Annotated in this window: 17 protein-coding genes and 1 tRNA gene; 7 read left to right on the top strand and 11 right to left on the bottom strand. The window is 41.8% G+C overall.

From position 1 onward, the window contains the following. Positions 1-5: 5 nt before the first annotated feature. The 7 genes from JN178_RS16005 (at position 6) to JN178_RS15975 (ending at position 7,401) form a co-directional block, all read left to right on the top strand. Positions 6-1,208: an AAA family ATPase gene (locus JN178_RS16005; RefSeq protein WP_202262392.1), complete on the top strand. Its 1,203-nt coding sequence runs from the start codon at positions 6-8 to the stop codon at positions 1,206-1,208. Next, on the top strand, positions 1,205-1,903 hold the full coding sequence (locus JN178_RS16000; RefSeq protein ID WP_202262391.1) for a hypothetical protein: 699 nt from the start codon (positions 1,205-1,207) through the stop codon (positions 1,901-1,903). The genes JN178_RS16005 and JN178_RS16000 overlap by 4 nt, the downstream gene beginning before the upstream one ends. 50 nt (positions 1,904-1,953) lie before the next feature. Further along, the gene (locus JN178_RS15995; RefSeq protein WP_202262390.1) at positions 1,954-2,703 is read left to right on the top strand and encodes an HNH endonuclease family protein; all 750 of its coding nucleotides are present in this window, start codon (positions 1,954-1,956) and stop codon (positions 2,701-2,703) included. A gap of 121 nt (positions 2,704-2,824) precedes the next feature. Next, complete coding sequence (locus tag JN178_RS15990; protein WP_202262389.1) at positions 2,825-3,211, top strand: hypothetical protein; 387 nt, start codon at positions 2,825-2,827, stop codon at positions 3,209-3,211. Positions 3,212-3,475: 264 nt separating this feature from the next. Next, entirely contained in the window at positions 3,476-4,237 is a 762-nt protein-coding gene (locus JN178_RS15985; RefSeq protein WP_202262388.1) for a BRO-N domain-containing protein, read from the top strand. Positions 4,238-4,513: 276 nt separating this feature from the next. Then, the gene (locus JN178_RS15980) at positions 4,514-5,635 is read left to right on the top strand and encodes a hypothetical protein (protein ID WP_202262387.1); all 1,122 of its coding nucleotides are present in this window, start codon (positions 4,514-4,516) and stop codon (positions 5,633-5,635) included. Continuing rightward, entirely contained in the window at positions 5,635-7,401 is a 1,767-nt protein-coding gene (locus JN178_RS15975; protein WP_202262386.1) for a hypothetical protein, read from the top strand. The genes JN178_RS15980 and JN178_RS15975 overlap by 1 nt, the downstream gene beginning before the upstream one ends. Before the next feature lie 358 nt (positions 7,402-7,759). Here the strand turns inward: JN178_RS15975 and JN178_RS15970 are convergent, their stop codons facing one another. The 11 genes from JN178_RS15970 to JN178_RS15920 form a co-directional block, all read right to left on the bottom strand. After that, on the bottom strand, positions 7,760-8,854 hold the full coding sequence (locus tag JN178_RS15970; RefSeq protein ID WP_202262385.1) for a hypothetical protein: 1,095 nt from the start codon (positions 8,852-8,854) through the stop codon (positions 7,760-7,762). Further along, positions 8,854-10,140 carry a hypothetical protein gene (locus JN178_RS15965; protein WP_202262384.1) on the bottom strand — a complete coding sequence of 429 codons (1,287 nt, stop codon included), beginning with the start codon at positions 10,138-10,140 and terminating at the stop codon, positions 8,854-8,856. Before JN178_RS15965 ends, JN178_RS15970 begins: the two co-directional genes overlap by 1 nt. A gap of 129 nt (positions 10,141-10,269) precedes the next feature. After that, positions 10,270-10,500 carry a hypothetical protein gene (locus tag JN178_RS15960; protein ID WP_202262383.1) on the bottom strand — a complete coding sequence of 77 codons (231 nt, stop codon included), beginning with the start codon at positions 10,498-10,500 and terminating at the stop codon, positions 10,270-10,272. 297 nt (positions 10,501-10,797) lie between these two features. Continuing rightward, a tRNA-Leu gene (locus JN178_RS15955) sits at positions 10,798-10,884 on the bottom strand. Between the two features lie 328 nt (positions 10,885-11,212). Beyond that, entirely contained in the window at positions 11,213-12,310 is a 1,098-nt protein-coding gene (locus JN178_RS15950; protein ID WP_232369598.1) for a HupE/UreJ family protein, read from the bottom strand. Positions 12,311-12,338: 28 nt separating this feature from the next. Beyond that, the gene (locus tag JN178_RS15945) at positions 12,339-13,409 is read right to left on the bottom strand and encodes a hypothetical protein (protein ID WP_202262382.1); all 1,071 of its coding nucleotides are present in this window, start codon (positions 13,407-13,409) and stop codon (positions 12,339-12,341) included. 83 nt (positions 13,410-13,492) lie between these two features. After that, positions 13,493-14,071, bottom strand: a complete 579-nt coding sequence (locus tag JN178_RS15940) for an Ig-like domain-containing protein (RefSeq protein ID WP_202262381.1) — start codon at positions 14,069-14,071, stop codon at positions 13,493-13,495. Between the two features lie 11 nt (positions 14,072-14,082). Then, entirely contained in the window at positions 14,083-15,675 is a 1,593-nt protein-coding gene (locus JN178_RS15935) for a DUF4331 domain-containing protein (RefSeq protein WP_202262380.1), read from the bottom strand. 153 nt (positions 15,676-15,828) lie between these two features. Then, complete coding sequence (locus JN178_RS15930) at positions 15,829-16,566, bottom strand: anti-sigma factor (protein WP_202262379.1); 738 nt, start codon at positions 16,564-16,566, stop codon at positions 15,829-15,831. Further along, the gene (locus JN178_RS15925; RefSeq protein ID WP_014977297.1) at positions 16,563-17,096 is read right to left on the bottom strand and encodes a sigma-70 family RNA polymerase sigma factor; all 534 of its coding nucleotides are present in this window, start codon (positions 17,094-17,096) and stop codon (positions 16,563-16,565) included. Before JN178_RS15925 ends, JN178_RS15930 begins: the two co-directional genes overlap by 4 nt. 152 nt (positions 17,097-17,248) lie before the next feature. Further along, a complete protein-coding gene (locus JN178_RS15920) occupies positions 17,249-19,309 on the bottom strand; it encodes a TonB-dependent receptor (RefSeq protein ID WP_202262378.1) in 2,061 nt (686 codons plus the stop codon). Positions 19,310-19,638: the final 329 nt, after the last annotated feature.

Genomic DNA, 19,638 nt, shown 5'->3' with positions numbered 1-19,638 from the left:
GCATTATGAGTGACTTAGAACGCGTTCAGTTTTTCTACGACAATGGCAACATTGAATACGTCGGCACGGTGCACCCAGTTACGCAGCAGTTCCACGGTAAAGGCGTTTTGTTCGCAGAAGAAGGGCACTTGCTTTATGTTGGTGAATTTGCGGAGGGGGACTTCGAAGGCGAAGGCACCGCTTATTTTCCAAACGGAATCAAGTTCAGTGAAGGAACATGGGTAGATAATAAATTGCATGGGAAGGGGAGAGTATATGATGAACAGGGAAAGTTGGGGTATGAAGGCTATTTAAAAGATAACCGTCCTTGTGCAAGACGTGATGTGGAAAATCCTGAAGAATGGGCCAAGGTTGAAGATGTCAAAGCCAGCCATAAGGCACTTGAAACTCTTATGGAGGAGTTAGATGCTTTCATCGGTTTAGGCGCGGTCAAGAAAGAAATCAAAAGTCTTATTAACCTTGTTAAGGTGCAAAAAATCAGGCGCGAACATGATTTACCTGAGTTATCTATAAGCCTTCACATGGTATTAACGGGGAATCCGGGCACGGGTAAAACGACCATCGCTCGTCAGATTGCCAGTATCTTAGGCACGTTAGGAGTGTTATCCAAAGGTCACATGGTAGAAACTGACCGCTCGGGACTAGTCGCGGGGTTTGTGGGGCAAACGGGTATCAAGGTAACTGATATAGTAGATGAGGCAACCGGAGGCGTACTATTCATAGATGAAGCTTATGCGTTAGTAAAAGACGACCGAGACCAGTATGGCGAGGAAGCCATAGCAACATTGCTTAAACTCATGGAAGACCGTCGTGACGATTTGGTAGTTATTATGGCTGGTTACCAAAAAGAAATGAATGCGATGCTTCAAGTAAACCCGGGGCTTGCATCGCGTTTTAACCGCTTTATCGACTTCCCTGACTATAACGCTAACGAGCTTTTATCTATCTCTGACCTTATCTGCAAACAGAGCGGGTATGTGCTTGATGATAATGCAAGACAGTTCCTAACTAAAGTTTATAACATCGCCATCAGTAGAAAGAAAAAGAACTTCGCGAACGGTCGCCTTGCGAGAAATCTGTTCGAGCGAGCCATAATTCATCAATCAAATCGTATCATTTCTGAAAACGCGAACTCCGAATTGGCACTAACTACAATTCAGGTTGAAGATATCAAAGCCGTATTAAAAAATAAGGAAATTCAGCTATGAGGTGTCGATTAGCTTACGTAATTGTTTCTGTACTCATGTTGTGTTTTTTGTCGCCAAACGTTACTGCGCAAACAAATCAAAACCAACAAACGCTGACAGAAGCGGTACAAGATAAAGCAGAAACAATCAAAGATGAAACAGGACTAAAATCAATCAGCTCTGAGCAGTATGACGCTATTATCATCGTAATGTTGGTCATTGTTCTTTGGGGGACCATAAGTGGTTTCAGGCAAAACACAACGGTATTTTACAACTTCGATGACCTAGCATTGTGTTTTGGCATGATTGCCTCACCAGCTGCAATTGGCTTCGTATGGATGATTTTTAATTTTTCTATAGACCTGTATTTTATACTGTCCGGCAGCGCGGTTTTAGCATGTTTGTTGGGTGTTCTTCACTACACATGGAAATCGGGTGTTAGAGGGATGTTTCCTGTTGTGTTTGTGACGAAAGTGTTTTGGGGCACGCTTACGATGTTGGCGATATGGTGGTTACTCTCACCACCAGGAAAAAACGCAGAATCGCGACGCAGCGCCAGGGCATTTGCAACGATGTTCCTATTAATTGCTGCGCCTGTTGTCGCGAGACTTGTAAAGTACAAAGAAGGAAGTTTTTTCAACCCTACTAGCCTGTCCCGTTCTGGTATTACCAATATCGGAAAAATCAGGAACTCATTTAAAGGTGATAATAATTAATAACCTAGGCAATATACCGTAAATATAAAAAAGATAAGAACAAGGCAATCATGAATCGCAACACACCGATACTCATACTACTGAGTTTGTTTATATTTGCATGCACATTTCCCAGTGATGCTAATACCCAAGTAAAAAAGAGTAATTCTGGTATATGTCATGACACGTCGAGCGCATCTTACAATCGAACCAAGAATTTCGAAGCCTTTAGTACTATTGAAGCCTGTCTTGAAAGCGGTGGTCGATTACCCAAAGGAAAATCGGCATACCAGCAGGCTGAAAAAGAGGCGTTAAACGAAGGTAGGGCCTTCACCTCTGACTATGACAGGGCCGATTGGCCGCATTGGATTGATGATGATAGTGATTGTCAGAATACGCGCCATGAAATGTTGATATCAACGTCTAACATTCCTGTCGTGTTTAAAACCGATAGAGGATGTCAAGTTGCCGTCGGTGAATGGTATGACCCGTATTCTGGGGATGTATTTACTGATTCTGCTGAGCTTGACCTCGATCACATCGTACCGCTTAAATTTGCGCACGGTCATGGCGGTGACAAATGGCCCCGAGATAAACGGCAAGCATTTGCAAATGATTCTGAAAACCTCTTGTTGGTCAAAGCGTCACTCAATCGACAGAAGGGGGCTAAAGGTTTAGATGAGTGGTTACCGCCGAATCAGGCTTACCGATGTCAATACATTGAGCGATTTATGAACGTCATCGATAAATATGGTCTTCTACTTATTCCCAGCGAAAAAAGAGTCATCAACAGAATGCGAAAAGCTTGCACAGATAATTAGCCCACGAAGCATGACGGAAGAGTCATTACGAAAAATATAACAACCGTGCGCTAGTCCAGTTACTTCTTCGATGAAAGTAAGTTAGATTTACTCGTATTATTTTCTTAAATAGGTTTTTGACATGGAATGTTCATACGCTAATGAAGTGAAAGCTATTGTCGCAGATACCTACCTCGCTTATACCTCTGATATTGGCGGTGCAGAGGCGTTTAAACGCTTCGTTTCGAGAGTAAAGCCTCTTCTTGATGTTAGGAGAGATCCTAGGTTTTCAGCATTTACAGACGAAGAGCTGATTGATGAAATGGTTTTGCTAGAGAAAGATATAATTGTCGTTTTCAGGAAACAATTGCTGAAAGGCTCGCATCAGTCCTTGAAGACATGTAAATCGGTGGTCAGTAATGCGAATGGCTGTACTGGACCTTCTCAAAACAAAGACGCATGCTTTCTTGAAAGGGGGGATATCGACACTTGGTGCAACGAAAGATGGCTGTGTATGCAGACTGTGTAAAAACTCAGCTGAGCAATATCGTTAAGTGAGCCTACGTTAAAAACAGAACATATGGTGTGAATAAGCTAACGAGTTTAATGTAGTTTGTTTCTGTCTAAAATCACCAATGAGTCATCACTAAAATAGTTTTCATACAGCCTATACAAGAAGCAGGTATTTTACTTTTCCTGTGAAATCACGGAAGATGGTTTATTATGCGGAAATGGGTGTAATTATGATGTCTCAGTAATAAGCTGTTAGGCAGCAGCCACAGAGGAAGTTTTAATGGAAAATAATTTAATTAATGTGTGCTATGAAGGAACTGAGGGCTCATCAGATATTAAAACCGTAATGCAGGGTAATATTCTTTATATTTCGCTGATAGATGTTCAGACTGCACTGAATAAAGAAAATCGGGATATAGATAAAACTCATGTATCAAAATCCATTATTGGTGTATTGAAAGGCCGCCTCAAACAACTTGAGAGTGATGAATACATTTATATTCACAACGAACTTCTTACCCATTTAGATAAGCAAGAAATGTTTGTCACCCAGCCAGGCCTCTTTAGGGTTTTGTCATACGATGATAGCGTAGCAGGTAAGAAATTTCAGAGATGGCTCTATCACGAAGTAGTACCCTCTATAATGAAATATGGCAAGTTTCCGCCTCCACTTGTACATCAAGAATCAGATGTTATGAAAATAGCCAAAACTCTTGTACTTGAAATAGAAGAACGAGAAAGGTTAGAAAGAGAGACTAAGGAACGCTTTGCCAAGCATGAAGAAGTTATTAAATCTATAAGTTCAAAGCTTAATACATTGGAAGAAGTCTCACCAAATACGAAATTTGTTACAGCCACAGAATATTGCGAATCGGAAGGCCTCAAAGATATTGACTTGCAGCTTGTTTTTGGTTGGTGTTTGAAAATTTGCGTAGAGCAATCAGAGCCCACAGTCAAATCTGTGGAAAACGGACAAGAAGTCCTGCGATTTCCGACACATGTGGTGATTGAAGCAGTAAGGAACATCGAAAAAAGTGTCTAACACATATTGGCTTCTGGGCCAAACTAAAACTAATATATAGGCGAACGTTAGTCCCTCATTTTAAAATTTCTAATCTTTAATTTAAATCGACGGAATGAGAGCGCGATGGGATATCAGTTTCATCTGAAGTATGTAAAACTATTCTTCTATAAAGGAATTAGAAGCAAAACCAGCTTCTTTAAACTGAGCAACTTAAGTGACAATATGTCACAAAGTTTAAGGGCAAATGGCATTGTGTGATGAGGATGCTATCAGGGTTTTGATTAAGGTGAAGCTTTGAATAAAAGAAAAAAATCAGCTAACTCTGGGATTGATGCTTTATTGGGATTCGAATTTCAGCGCAATTGTGCGTTGTACTTACTCCTAAACGAATATAATCGATTCAAGGGAAGAGAGTTTTTTCTTAGTATCGAGCATCATGACGACTTCCTATTTTGCTACAGAACAGATTGTCGAAGTAATATTGAAGAAGTGCATTCTTATCAGGCCAAAAAACTTTCAGGTAAGGTATGGACTATAAATGAACGTTTCTCTGAAGTAATAGCTAAGATGCTAGATGTTGGAAACGATCTCCGAAACGACCCAGCACCTAAATGTCAAAACTATACTCATGAGCTAACTTTTGTATCCAACTCCGACATTGAGCTTAAATTCACGCCAAATCAGAAAGAAAGGAATGATGGAAAAAAGGAAATAATAACACTGCTTAACGAGCAGAACTGTAAGTGTAGATACGATTCCTTTCCTGACGATATCAAGGATAAAATCACCAAGAAAGTAGACAGTTTTTGTGACAAGGCAAAACTTACTTTCCACAAACATGAACTCGCCAATCTGCATATTCAATGGGTGGATTTTCCACGAACAAAGACTGCACAAAAAGATGGCCTAGTCGGGCTGATGAGGAGGAAGTTTCAACACGTATCAGATCCTTTTGCCGCCGTCGAGTTGCTTCTTAGCCTTTTTAGAGAAGTTGAAGCCACTTATAACCAAGGCAAAGTTATTACCTTACTTGACAGTTCTAAGAGGGTTGAGGGCGATGAAATTAGGAAAGCGATTGATATCATTGAAACAGAACAGAAGACATTCAAGCTGTGGAGAGATCACTCAACCAAGTTAGCTCGTAAGTTTCGAGTTCCTATAGGTATCCAAAATAGTCACGAAAACTATATTAGGAATACATTTGAACTTCTCAAGGACATGATGAATAACGAGCACCAGATAATCAAAAGCTTCGTCAAGGACAATGACTACTCTATGAACTTTTACAGCCATGATGAAATGTTCGAAGCGTACGTTTCGGATATTAAAAGAAAGATCAGCATCAATCTAAACGATATTGATATTTTCTTCTCTACTTTATGCGCATTTGTAGAGCACCACGGAGAGGCCTTGTAATGAACACAACAATTACGTTTAACAGATTATTTGTAAGCTCAGAATCGCATAATTCTTGTTTCAGTAATGAGTTTTCACCTGGTGTAAACATAATTAGTGGGCGCAACACATCAGGTAAAAGCTCTTTAATCCAGAGCCTAATGTTCGCGTTTGGTGTCAATGACGTTAGAGAAAGTTTAGACGAAATCCTGTCATATCAGCCGACGTTCAGAGTAGACTTTACTAAGAAAGTAGGTGATGTTGAAGAATCTTATACTATTGTAAGGGACTCAAAAACCATCTATGTCAAAGAGCCAAGCGGGAAAATAATTTCTTTCCATGGAATAGATGCAGATAACAGTGTTGAGCACACTAGACTGAAGGATTACATAAGAGATTTAGTTGGATTTTCGCTTATTCTTGAGCAAAAAGGAGAGCTAAAATCTGCTCCGCTTGAAAGCATGTTTTTACCGTATTACATTTCTCAGTCTGTAGGCTGGGTATATTTACGTGATTCATTCTCTAATCTTCAATATTACAAGGGATTTAAAGACGACTATTTAGATTATTACCTAGGTATAAGTAACAGGTTTGATCGCTTGGAGCATAGAAGGTTAACGAAGGAAAGAGATCGACTCTTTGCTGAGATAAATAATCTCAAACGATACAGTAAGAAAGCGGAGTTCCAGTTTTCTAATTTGGTTGACGAAGCATTTGGTGAGCAAGCAGAGGCCTATATTGAAAACTACGTTTTAAAGGCAAATTCATTAGAGGAAGAAAGAAACAAGTATATAAAGCTTTGTAATGAATTTTCTCTATTACAAAATCATCATAAAATTCTAAAAAGAACCAAAAGTAATATCAAGAAACAGAATTACAACGATGTTGATCGTTGCCCAGCCTGCACGCAGGTTCTGTTATATTCACTTGAAGGATTGTATAGCCACTATCAAAAATATAATGATACCGTCGAGCTTGAGTCGCACATTACAAGTAAGCTAATAGATAAAAAATCTAAGATAAATTCGTCTAAAAAGAAAATGAGGGCAATAGAAAACGAAATTTTTAATGATTATGGCGTACTTTTGGACAAAAACGTGGATGGAGTTACGTTTGAACAATGGGTGGCAAATAAAGCAAATATTACGCTATATAAAAAAATGCAAGCAGATATTGAGTACTCAGAAAGTGAGTTAGAAAGCGTAAAACTTTCTCTTGGCGCCATGGTCACTGAACAAGAAACAATATCCTCACGAATAAGTAAGGAAGAGGCATTTAGGAAGATATTTACAGAGTATACATCGCAGTTAAAGCTTAAGCCTTTAACTGATTCGCGATATCTAGATTTGTACAAAATACATTCTTTCCCACGTCAAGGAGTTGAACTTCACAAGACCGTCATGGCTTATCATTTTGCTTTAAACGCCATGATAGAGAAATCAAAAACAGGACATAGACTCCCATTCTTGCTTGACGCCATTCTCAAGGAGGATATTGATGAGACTAACTTGGAGACTATTCTGTCATTTGTTGCGAATAATCTGCCAAGTGATACTCAGACGTTTTTTTCGATTTCTGAGCATGTTAAAGAGTCTAGTCCTGAAGAAAATGCAGAAATCAAACCTATCGAAAAAGTCAGAGTGAAAGACGTTCAAAGCTCTTACTTTCCGACTAACTCAAAGCTGATTTATGTAGGCGCTGGAAAGTCAGAGCGTAGCTTTTTTTCTCAATCACTAGAAGATTATCAACATCTTCATGAAGAAACCGTCGATATGACTGTAATCTAAATGAAGAACTGAGATGTGGTTCAACTTAAGTTGAGACTAATTCAGATAATAGGGTCGTCCTTCTTTTCTCGTCATTAGTTGGCTTACTTTTCTTAATCTCGATTGAATGCATGAGGGTTAGAGTCTTAGCGCATTTCTGTCCAAACAAGTTAGAGTAGAGAGGTCGCACCGATACTTGGTGAAATTTAAATCAGGAGGGGGGCAAAATTAGATTGCCGATTCACCGCAAAAGGGGACAAAATTAAACTGCCGTTGACAAGGTACTGTGAATGATGGTTCACAGTACCTACGAAACCTCTTAACGCTGTTTATCAACAAGAGTTGCGTTAAGAGGAGCAAGTAGATTAGAACCCATGATTTATTTCAATAATTCTTCAAAACTATCATTTAGCTTATCCATCATATCTCTTGGAAGATCAGTTGCACCTATAAGATAGGAAGCTATAAAGGTACAGAATTGACGGACACGGTTGTTTGATTTGATCGTGTCTTTCAAGTAAAGATCTTTAACTTCCATTCTAGCTACAACTTCCAGCATTCCGAACTCTCGCATTGGCGCGATACATTCTGAAATATCTGAAGGTGAATCCATCAAATTCCGTACGAGTTCGATGAATTTATCCCAGTCTTTTAGCTTCAACTCATTTTCAGGGAGATCCATCGGTTTTTTGATTGATTGCAGTTTGTTTCTCAATTCAAAGCTGTCTTTTCCACCCCAAACGTAATATTTCAAAGTTTTTTCGAAAACCTTTTCTGAGGCATTAAAATCAATGATGTTACGCAAATCATGCACAATTTGAGAGAGTGTAAAAGCTAGCATTGCAACAGAGTAAAAGAACACTGCGCGGTGTTTAGCTTTGGCTGGATCAAATTCACCTTTTATTTTTCTAGTTGCGGCGAGTAGTCTACGGAAACCTTTGACAGAATCATTCTCAAGTGGAATTTCATTACAAAGAAAGTGCATGTATTGTTCAAAATGGATATTTCCAGTAGACACGTTTTCAAGCGCAATCCAGCTATCAATATTTGTGCTATAGCAATAGTCAATATTAAAGTCTTGAGAACATGATTCAGCATAATTAATGAACTGCTTGTCATTAAATAAGTGAACGCCAATTCTCTTTGCTGAAAATCTATGTGCCTCCGAGGCTTTCTTGCTTAAAATAATGAAAGCTTCAGTACAACCCGTGAATTGCATTAATCCGGATGCCCAGAAAGCCCTATTCACTGGGCTTGTATTTTTCAAAGTTTTGCAGTCAAAAATCACTTTACGCGGTTTTCCTGCTGAATCGATGCTTACTCCCAAAGCATCGATATCTGTAATTGTTGTTGAGACATCGGAAAGCTCTCTATAGTTTTGTACATCGACCTCTAAAAATGGAATTAAATTGTTCACTAGACAAAATCTAACGGCCATTTCCTTTTGCAAAAGGTCTTTATCAAGTTTTCCCATTATGTGTCCAACCCCAATACGAACTGCTCCCACTGTTCTGATGCTTCAGCCTCCAGAACAACCTGTTCCCTTTTTTTGAGCTCAGCAGAAGATATTATTGACTGTATATATTTTTCATCTTTGGATAGTGCTAACTGAGCTTCTTTTTTAACATCCAAGTTTGCTAAATCCCCTGTTTGCAACAACCCTATAGCCAAATTCACAGCCTCGATATTTTCAGGTTCTTTGACTAATTGAAATTGAAACCTGCCATGCCCAACGTCAACAAGTTTACCCACTTTAAGAAATACAAGATTTCTATATTGATTGTTAGCTTCTGAATTTGCACCTATATAGCCCTTATCCCTCAGAGCTCTCAATATTGCAACTGGATGTCTAATTCTGTATTGGTCTGCAAGAAGCTGTCCTTTTCTGACACAAGAAACTAACGCCATAGCCCTTTCATAAACCTCACGGTTGGCGACATCAAGTCTTGCGTTCCCAGGTTTGGGAGTGAAAATAAATGTTTCTTTTGTATTATTAAACTTTAACGATGGTGGTTTGAGTATTCCATCACTGCAAAGTTGGATAAGGAGTTCTTTTTGTGTGGCAGTAAGCGTAAATCCACCTAGTTCTAATCGCTGATGAATTAGCGAAAGTGGCCAGCCTTGATTTTTTCTGATAATTTCCAGGACCTTAGAGATATCATCCGAGCCAACCTTTGCGGATAAGTCAGCCAGTCCATCTAGATTGTCTGAAAAGTAGAAAGGACTTGCGAGAATGTTTTTACCACGTTTTCGGTATTCCTTAAAATAATTGCCGAACTCTCCTATTTTCAGAGATCTGTCTAGCACATTTCTATTGATACCAGTTGACGCAATGAGTTTGTCTTTATTCTCAGGCTTGTTTTGAAGAGTAGATAATATAACGAGAGTTGCCTGTTCGTGCTCGTTAAGTTCTGCAAACGTAAAGTACTCACCGACGCCCTCATAAAGGTTTTTGAATCTAGGTATTTGGGGGATGATACTTCTAATTCTCGCCCCGGTTTTGTTGATTTGAATATATTCAATTTCAGCGAGGATATTAATTGCAGCTTTGAGTGACACAGATGGGATGTTAAAATAGAAGTCACTAACTTTCCGCAGCAAGTCATACTCGATTTCCCCTAATCCTCGCAGATGAACTGCAAGGGTAGCAGCCATTCCCATTTCAGTTAAACCATCAAAGTCCGGTACGTCAGTATTTCCTAAGCCTGACTGTATATCATAAGACAGCTCAACTAACTTTTTTCCCTTTAAATCGTTCATTTCCATTCCTAACGGCTAAGAGATAATACAAATACTTTCTGTCGTATAGGATACTCAAAAATTCTATTTTAATCCCAGAAAAACAAACGATTGAGAAAATTTGTATATTCGCAAAGCTATTTGATTGCCTCAGATACAACCACGGTTCTTTAATTCAGCAGCCCATTCTTTAAATCGTTTCTCGTCGCGCTCCATGTTTTTGGCATCGACAGCTTGCCTTTTCTTGGACTTAGGCTGAGGCTTTTCTTGATCAAACGTAACACCAGATAATGCATCTGCAAACATCTCAGGTTTTACATGACTGTAATGCTGCTCAATCATTGCAGCACTTTTACCACATTGGCGAGCGATCACGTCCATGCTGGTTCTAGCAATAAGTTACCAAGTGATGTTCGTATGCGTTGAAGAGTTGAGTGTTCTAAGTCCCCGGAATCTTGTAGTAGCGAGCCTTTCAGTGGTTTGGAAGGAACTGGTATATAGAAGCTAGTTTGGACCTTACCCAGTCGACTATCTTGCTACAACCGTGAAAGAAGAGCCATGAATGCTGAGCTCCCGTTCATGGGGTAGAGCCGAATTAACTGCTGAACAACAACTATGTAAGGATACAAAAAAACCGACTCGAAGGTCGGTTTTAGTATCTACTTCATAAAGAAGAGATGGTACCAGTGGGCGGACTTGAACCGCCACGCTATCGCTAGCAACGGATTTTGAATCCGTCATGTCTACCAATTCCATCACACTGGCATTAAATTTTACAGTCCACAAAACTCTAAACACTTTGCATGACTTTGCAAGCATTTTTTAACTTGTTTGAGTCAAAAGGAGCTTTACCTTTCAATGACTTACCAGGATTTACGTGCTAGACGCGACCAATTTTGAATCCGCCATGTCTACCAATTCCATCACACTGGCATTGTGTATGGTTATCAACGTGGAGTTGATGCTTGGCATTATAGCGATGCAGCGCGCCTATACAACAACTTTTTATGCTTTTTATGATCAAGTGCCGAAAGATTGTTCAAAAGCGTATTCTGCTTTTGCAATTTCTCTATTATTCAACAAAACGTGGTCTTTACCAACGCTGAAGTGTCCAATTAATCGCTACTAGCGCAATTATTGACGATGCAATGGGCATAATGGCTTTTGAATATAACTTTATGTTTCTAAGCAAGATTAACAAAGGTAATAGCAGTACAATTATGGCGAGTTGGCCAATCTCAACGCCTAAATTAAAGGCGAGAACACTCACTACTAGACTGTTCGACTGGGCATTAAGGTCGCCAAAAACGCTGGCGAACCCCATTCCATGAAGTAGGCCGAACCCGAAAGTAATAAACCCTAAGCGCATGATGACTGGGTACACATTGTTGATGGCAGTAACTACTACTGAAATGGCAATACCTAACTCAACAATACGGCTTTCAAGCGTTATAACATTTAATGCTGTTGCGGTTAACGTAATTGAATGCGCTAAAGTAAACGTGCTCACTAAAATGACCGTACTTTTTATAATATGTTGCTTGCTATGTTTTTTTACCCAGCTTTTATTTTCTCTGTAAAGATTCACGGTAAGTAACGTAGCCACTAAGAACAGAATATGATCTAGACCAATAAATATGTGCCAAATTCCCTGATAAACCATCTCGTTAAACTGAGAAATCCAGTTGTTTTCACCAGCTGATACGGTGATAAGAGGTCGCTCATCGGTTAGCACATGAACATTTGTGCTATCGCTTAGCGTTAGTGTTGTGAGTAGTTTGTGCGTTGGAAAGTTATTAACTATGCCGGTGTACTGAATCGACACTTCGTTTAAAGAAGCGCAATTTACTGATAGTGGATATGCGAGTAGCGACTCAGCAGATATCTCCCGTAAAGAGGGGGGGGCTACGCTAATGGAGCATCGCGTTTCGCTGCCTCGTATCACTAAGTGTTTTTGAATGTAGTCGTTTGCTACATTATGGTTTCTGTTGACCTCACCCCAAGTCAAACTCCCGTCGTTGTTAATGTCCAAACCAGCGGCTCGTCCAATATCTTCAGGCTTTAGTAGAAGTTCGCCCAAAAGCGATTCACTTGAACTGTTTTTAAGCGTTAAATAGCCGTTGCTCAACTCGTGTGAAAATGTGAAAGCACTGAAAGCTGCAAAAATAACAAATGCGATAAATCTATTCATGATTCGTACACTAAAGTAGTTGAAAGCGTTAAGCATTGGTTGATACATCATTAGCTTGGCGAGCGCGCTCCAAGAGCCTTTTGTCATCCAATGACTGTGCGAACTGCCAATTGAGTTCAGCAAATTTGAGTGCCAATGGATAATCAGGTTCTATCTCTAAAAAATACGTGGCTACTTGTGCAGCGTGAGAGCTGTCTTCGCGCCACACTCTAATTTCCATGTTCTTGGCAAGTTGGTTTTGCACTTCAGATAACACAATACCTTGTGCTCTCTCGGCAATTGCCCATTTAAGAAGTAGGCCATCGTCGGCTGTCGATATATCAGGCACGAAGTAGGCAAGTTTAGAGGTTATTGTTTCGTAATTTTCTAATGCAAAATGAGCGTCGGCCCAAACTAGCATTGCGCTTATGGGAAGCTGCTCAAAATTGGTTTTTGCTAGATGTTTAATTGCTGTTTCAGGATTACCAAGTTGCAGTGCCATATCTGATAGTACTTCGTAAAACCACTGGCGCTCAGCAGGCCTTGCTTTACTGGTGTAGCGCTCAAATGTACTAAGCTTACTGAGCAGTTTTGCATCTCTATTTTGTGAAAAATCGGCGTTTATCATGCACGTAAAGGCGATCAAAAAGCTTGTTTGTCCTACCAATTTCTCGCAGTATTCTTTTGCTTTTTTGATATTACCTTGTTGCATATTGATGTCTGCCAACAGTAATTGTGCAGCTGGAGAGCGAGAGTGATTTATTTTTTTAAGGTGTTGTTGAGCCTGCTCAAATTTATGAATGCCCTGTAATAATCGAGCTTCCAATAACACTAAACGCTCTTTTTGTCCGGCACTTAGTAATGTAATGTCTTTTCGCATGAAGTTTACAAAACGCGTTACTCGTTCTCTTTCATCTCCAGATGCTGAAAGGTAACGACTTGAAGACAGCACCTCTTCCGCTTCATCTATACTCTCTATTGATAGCTGCTGAGGCTGCCATGTTGCGATAACGGTATTAAAATCTAGATTTCTAGATTGGGCATACGCTGAACAAGCTATCGAGGCCAGCGATACACTTGCTAAAGCGAATTGCAGAGCTGAATGCTTTAAAAACTTCATGAGAACTTCCTTTAAAAAAGCCGTCCTTGGCTTTGCGGTTGACACTGTTGGTTTGCTAACGCATTGCTAGCATTTGATGCGTGCTATTGATCTATCAATAAGTCATCAAATGTTGTGTCGTCAGCATCTTGGGTGAACTCGCGGCCGTTAATTGGCAGAGGTTCATCGGTGGGTGCTTGATTAAAGGCATCACGGGTATAGCTAGAGAACGATACCTGCTGTGCCTCAATCGTAACGCTTACGGTGGCCGTAACCTCTGAGTTTACGCCATCAGAAACGGTGAATGTGAAGCTATCGCTACCCGTTACCTGAGCGTTAGGTGTGTAGGTAAAGCTTCCATCAGCATTAACTTCTGCATTACCTAATGTACCGTTTTCACCAAGCCCAAATGTAAGCGCATCACCATCGGCGTCGGTTGCTGTCAACGTGCCATCAAACGCAATATCTGCTTGCGTCGTTAGCATTTCATCAACGGCTACGGGCACTGCATTTTCTTCTGGCGCTTGATAATCGTTATCGTCATCACTATCGAAACAACCAGTTAGCGCTAGCACCAATCCAGAAATGACCCACAACTTGTGTTTTTGCAAAGGGGCTTGAGCTGAACCCGCAAACGCGGGTGCATTTGGATTCTTGTTAAATAACCTAATCTTCATGGACATGATGGATCTCCTTATTCAGAGCCAGCAAGTGGTGTTTTTAGGTACGGAAATGATGAATCAATCATGCTTGCATCTACAGGCGCGCCATCAGTGAAAGGTACATTACCTACGCTAGCGTCCTCTGGTGTACAAAGGCCAAGATCTGTATCTTCACCAGCTACCGGGATGGGGTAGCACAAACGGCCCATAACTACGCGAAGGGCAATATCAACCACGTCATCACCTGGGCGGCGACCGTTCGGAAATCCTGCTAAGTCATCGCCTGCAACGCCAAATGCTGACTGTGATTCGGCTGGCGTTGCTGGGATCCCTGTATTTAGGCGCAGCATTTCTGATGCTGTAACCGTTGCTTGCTGGTTAACGCCTGGGAAACCTGTAAGAAACGCTGTTACTAAGTCCATTCGCGGGAAGTTAGTCGGCGCAAGGGTCTCGATATCCGTACCCAGCGTAGTATTCACTGCATCTTTAAACAGGATGTTCAGTAGTTCTGGCAAAGAAGGGTGGGTTACATAATCAGCGAATTGACCGTCTGTACTTGGGTGAGAAGTTGAGAATTTGTCTTTATCGCCAATGCCAATAACAAGCTCATTGACTAGCGGGCTACCTAAACGAGACACCTGAGTCATCGCGCCGCCATTAGTCTCAGGTTTCGCAAAAGTGGCATCTGGATTTAGGATGCGCGCCTGCGGTAAACTTGCCGTGGTCCAGCTACCTATTACGCCGTTACCTTCACCGGTGATGCACGCTTTTGGAACTTCAATAGATAACGCTGTCACGTTTTTATCGGCCAAGTCATCATTCATGGCACTTTGCGTTATACCGCCAGGGAATCCTTCACCATCGCCAGCGCCCGGTGAGCTGTCGCCCTCAACCGGTACATAGTTTACCAAGTCGAATGTTTTGCCCAAGTTAACAACGAAGGGGTCTTTACGCTGACCAACAAACACTTTGGCCATATCATCGCACCCAGGGATACTAAACGAGTAAATAAAGCTTTCAGCATAACGCGCGTATTCAGTTTCGCTGGTAAAGGTTTTGTTACCAATGTAATCAAGCGGCTTTTTAAACATATCGCCCATGGCGGGAGTAAGCGTAGTGCGCGTGCCTGTCTGCATGTCGCCGCTCACCATAGTAAGGCTGTACATTTCTGAGAAGTTTGCTGCGCTTGAATCGTCTGCGCTGATACCGCCTACATTTTTAAGCGGTACTTTCACCATTTTTTGTTCGCCTTCAGGGCCTATAGGCAGGGCAATACCTTCGTTCTCGGCGGCAAGCATATTGTTAAACTTGAAAACAAAGCTTAGGTCTTCAACCGCGTCGCCATCACTATCGATATGAATCGCGTAGTGCGCGTTGGGATCCATAGCAAAGTAGTTAGGGCCACCGTAGGCATCTTGCAGTGGAATATAGTTTGCTATGAAAGTCACATAATCTTCACGACCTTGTTCATAGCTATTGAAAGCATAAAAGTCGGTGCTATCTAAAGCGGGGTGGCGAGTGATATTCGGTGCTTCTCGGTGACTTGACGCTATTGCGCCAGCAGTTAGAGCTGCACATGTCACGGCAATAGCCAGTGACAAAGTTTTGCGTTTGAATTGGATCATGTCGAGTCTCTCTGTTTTTTTATGAGTTCAAGAGACCAAACGACTGAGGTTTCACCTTAGATGCAAAATTGTTTAAAAAATTAGAAAAAAGTTTTTATGAAAAGTAAAAGGCCACGTTTTGTGGCCTTTTGGTGTGCTGCTTAGTGCGAAAAATTACACAGAAACAATCGGCGCTATATATAGCACTTCCGTTGGTGCGCCTGTTACCGAGCCGCCTGGTGCTTCTAAGCTCACTGCTAACGCCGCGATACTTCGATCTAGCAAGATATCCGGAGTCGCGCGCGTGTCGCCATTAACTTCAGGCATCAAGCCGAGGGAAATTGGTGCTTCGCCGTTTGCCGGCACCATCCAAAGTTCATAGTCTTTGTCCGCTAAAGCCACAAATGCATCGGTGACCTTAACATTCATGGTCGCGTCAGAAACTTCTATCACCCACAATGGCGTGTTATCAGCATTATTGACCACGGCAATATGGGAAACCTCTGGGGTAGGTACAGGTTGCATGACGAAAAGCAATACGGCCAACACCATTGCAGCAGCTGTGGATATGAACGATAAGTTCTTCCAGCGCTTCTGCTTTTCTTCTTCAAGAGCAACTACGTTGTCGCTACTTGGTTTTGTATTAGTCGTTTGATCGACAAATTCTGTATCATTGGCCGCCTTGTGGCCAAGCTTAATTTGAATATTCTCCCACACGCTGTCAGGTGGTGTCACCGGAGGCAAGGTTTCAGCAAACCCAGTAAGGTATTGCTCCCATTGTGCGGTTGCATCGCTAACTGCCTGATACTGCATCATTAACTTTTGATAGCGCGTACGCGCTTTGCCGCGCAGCGTTCCAACTACATATTCAGCAGCGAGGGCGTTTAATCGCTCTTCTTTTAAATAATTCATAGTGATAGGCACCTCTGCAAGCTTTGCAAGCCTCGTCTTATCCAGCTTTTAATGGTTCCAAGTGGTGACGCCAAGTGAGTCACCACCTCTTGATGTGACATACCATTCACATAGGCTAAATGGATAGCCTGACGCTGCGGTCCATCAAGTTCATCTAAACAAGAGGCTAATTTTGCTTGTTCTGCCTCTAACTTTATTGATTGCGTAGTTTCCATACCTGACGGTGCATCATCATTTAATTCGACTTCATTTCTAACATTGTGATAGCGGATTAAATCGAGCGCACGATAGCGAGCTATACTGACCATCCAAGTAAGTACCGTACCTTTGCCTCGTTGATAATTACCGGCGTTATGCCAAATTTTTATATAGGCGTCTTGGGTGGCTTCGTCAGCAAGTTCGGGGCGTTTCAAAAGCCTTAAAGCAACAGCGTAGAGCTGTGGACTTGTTATCTTATAAAGCTCTGCGAACGCTTTTTTGTCGCCGTCTGCGGTTTTACACAGCAGAGGAAACAGAGTTTCGTGTTCCATTGTTGCTCCTATTTTTATCGTTGTGGTGCGGCCATTTGTTTATTGCTTTAACTGTTTGGCGGCTATTCCTTAAACTAGCATGTTTTATATACAACTACCTGAATGATTACCTAATCAATAGACAGACCTCTAAACAGCAAAGCGTTTATGTATTAATACTTTATTGAAACGGTAAGGCGAACATTTCTCGGCTCTACAGGGTGATAATGCAAGTCCTCAACCCCTTCATCTGGCTCTCCGGACAGCCTAGATGCGTAAAAATAATCAATATCGTGATCGTCACTGTCTAGGGCATTGAGTACTTCTAGCGTTACGTCCCATGCTGGCTGGCGATAGGCAATTTGAGCATTAATTAAAAATGTTGATGGCGGTGATATTTCATCGAAACTTTCTACTGTGCGAGTGCTTAAGTAGCGGCCTCGTAGAGTATAGCTGAACCCTAGTTGATTACTTCTTCGATAGTAGGTCAGCCCTGCACTCACCACACCTGGCACGGTGCCATCAATGTGACGGCCTTCGCCTTCAACGCTGTCGCTAAATCGTGCCTTGGTCCACGCGGCTTCAATATCTGTAGTTAGGTGATGGCTTATCCAGTAGTAGGCACTCACTTCAATGCCGTGTCTTTCCGACGGGCGACTGGCTTCAGTAAAGCCTGCATCACCAACATATACCAGCTCGCTATCAAGTTCTAAGCACCATAGGGCAGCAGACAGGTTATAGGTTTTATTATCGGTAAAGTTAACACCCGCTTCATAGCCAAGGCTCTTTACTAATAATGGAGCAGCTTCGGTGGTGTCACCACTTACCGGGTCTACGCTAATTGTTGCTCCTCGTGCATCATTAGAATGAAAGCCCTGCCCAATGTTGGCAAATGCGGTGACTTGGTCTGATACACTGTACTTCAAGCCTGCTTTAAGGGTAAATAAGCCGTCATTTTCGCTTCCCGAATTAGCACCAAGATTGCTAGTAACGTCCACATCTAAGTAATCGTATCGAGCACCTAATGACAGGCTTAGTGCGTCACTCAATACAATGTTTGACTGAGCAAAAAGTGCATAGCTGTTGCTGTTAATCTCGTCTTCTCGAATAGTGCCAAAGCGGGTTAAGTTTTGGGTGCGATACAAACCCACGTTTTCAATATCGTCGAAACGCCACTGGCCGCCTAGAGTAATACTGCTTCCATCCGTAAGCGCGAAGGGAAAGGTAGTGAATATTTCGCCACCGTAAATTTTTCGGTCGTCGGCCTGTTCGAATTGATCGCCTGTCTCTGGGTTATCAAGGAAGTAAGTAAAGTTAGAAAAAAGGCTAAGCGTAGTATCTATGGCATACAGCGAGGCATTCCATGTATCACTGGTATAGTTTGCGGAGAGACTATAGCGAGACGAATCGCCGCCAACTTGGGTGTCGATAGAGCCAAGGCGGTCAATTAAGCCGCTTTCAATAGCGCGTTCAGGTACTTGGTCAGCACCGTTCCAACTATTATCGTAGGCCATACCTGTGATGGCGAGTTGGCCGTCTAGCAAGGGCGTAATATAACGAATATGGGCGTTTTTCTTTTTTACATCTTCGTCAACGTCAGTCCACGGACCGTCATAGGTTTGATATTCCAAAGCTGTAATAACGCGGCTCTCTCCTGCTTCAAAGTGATTTAATGCTACGGCTCGCTTGAACCCAAATTCTCCTACGCCTAAGAACAACTGGTTTTGCTCAAGTGAATCTCTTAAATTGAAGAACGCCCCGCCAGCGCTCGAAAAGTCGCCGATGTTGGCATAATAGGTGCCTTTGAAGTAGCTTAGGTTGTCGATAAATTCGGGGATAATGAAGTTAAGGTCACTGTAGCCTTGACCGTGCCCGTGGCTTCGCATATTCACCGGCATACCGTCTACACTCACCGTGAAATCGGTGCCATGGTCGAGGTTAAAACCGCGCAGGAAGTACTGGTTGGCTTTTCCCGAACCGCTGTGTTGGGTCACCATCATGCCTGGAATAAATTCAAGTATTTCGCCGGCGCGTAACATTGGGCGCTCAATTAAGGTGTCACCAGACACCCACCCTTGCGAAGCCGAGATAAACTCACCATCTTTTACAGATGAGTCACCACGTACTCGAATATGCTCAATATCACCTTCGGGGTCGTCTAACGCCATTGCAGCGCCCATACCGAGCGAAAATGAGCTAGCGATAAGTGTTGTTACCAGAATTTTTGCTGTCACCGTATCTACGTCCGTAATCTGTCTGTAAAAGCACTAACGATTAACAGTGTGGATTGGATGCAAATGCTTGAAAAATATTTTTCAGTAAGTCATGTGTGTAGAGCACTATTAAATGATGTTAAGTAAGGCTTATGTTATCCATGTCTTAGCTTTAAATGAGATGTCTTTATCGCGCACTTATTTATGTATGGCACTTCGAAGCAACTCTGAATTAATGAACGCTGTATTTGTAGCGAAAAATGTAAGGGTGTGTTTGAAGAAATAGCAGAGTGATCTTTTCATACAGAGCGGACACTATTAAAACTATACGTGGATCTTTTTCTTATGGA

Source organism: Alteromonas sp. KC3, from assembly GCF_016756315.1.
Classification (GTDB): Bacteria; Pseudomonadota; Gammaproteobacteria; order Enterobacterales; family Alteromonadaceae; genus Alteromonas.
This window is presented reverse-complemented; position numbering and strand designations above follow the sequence as displayed.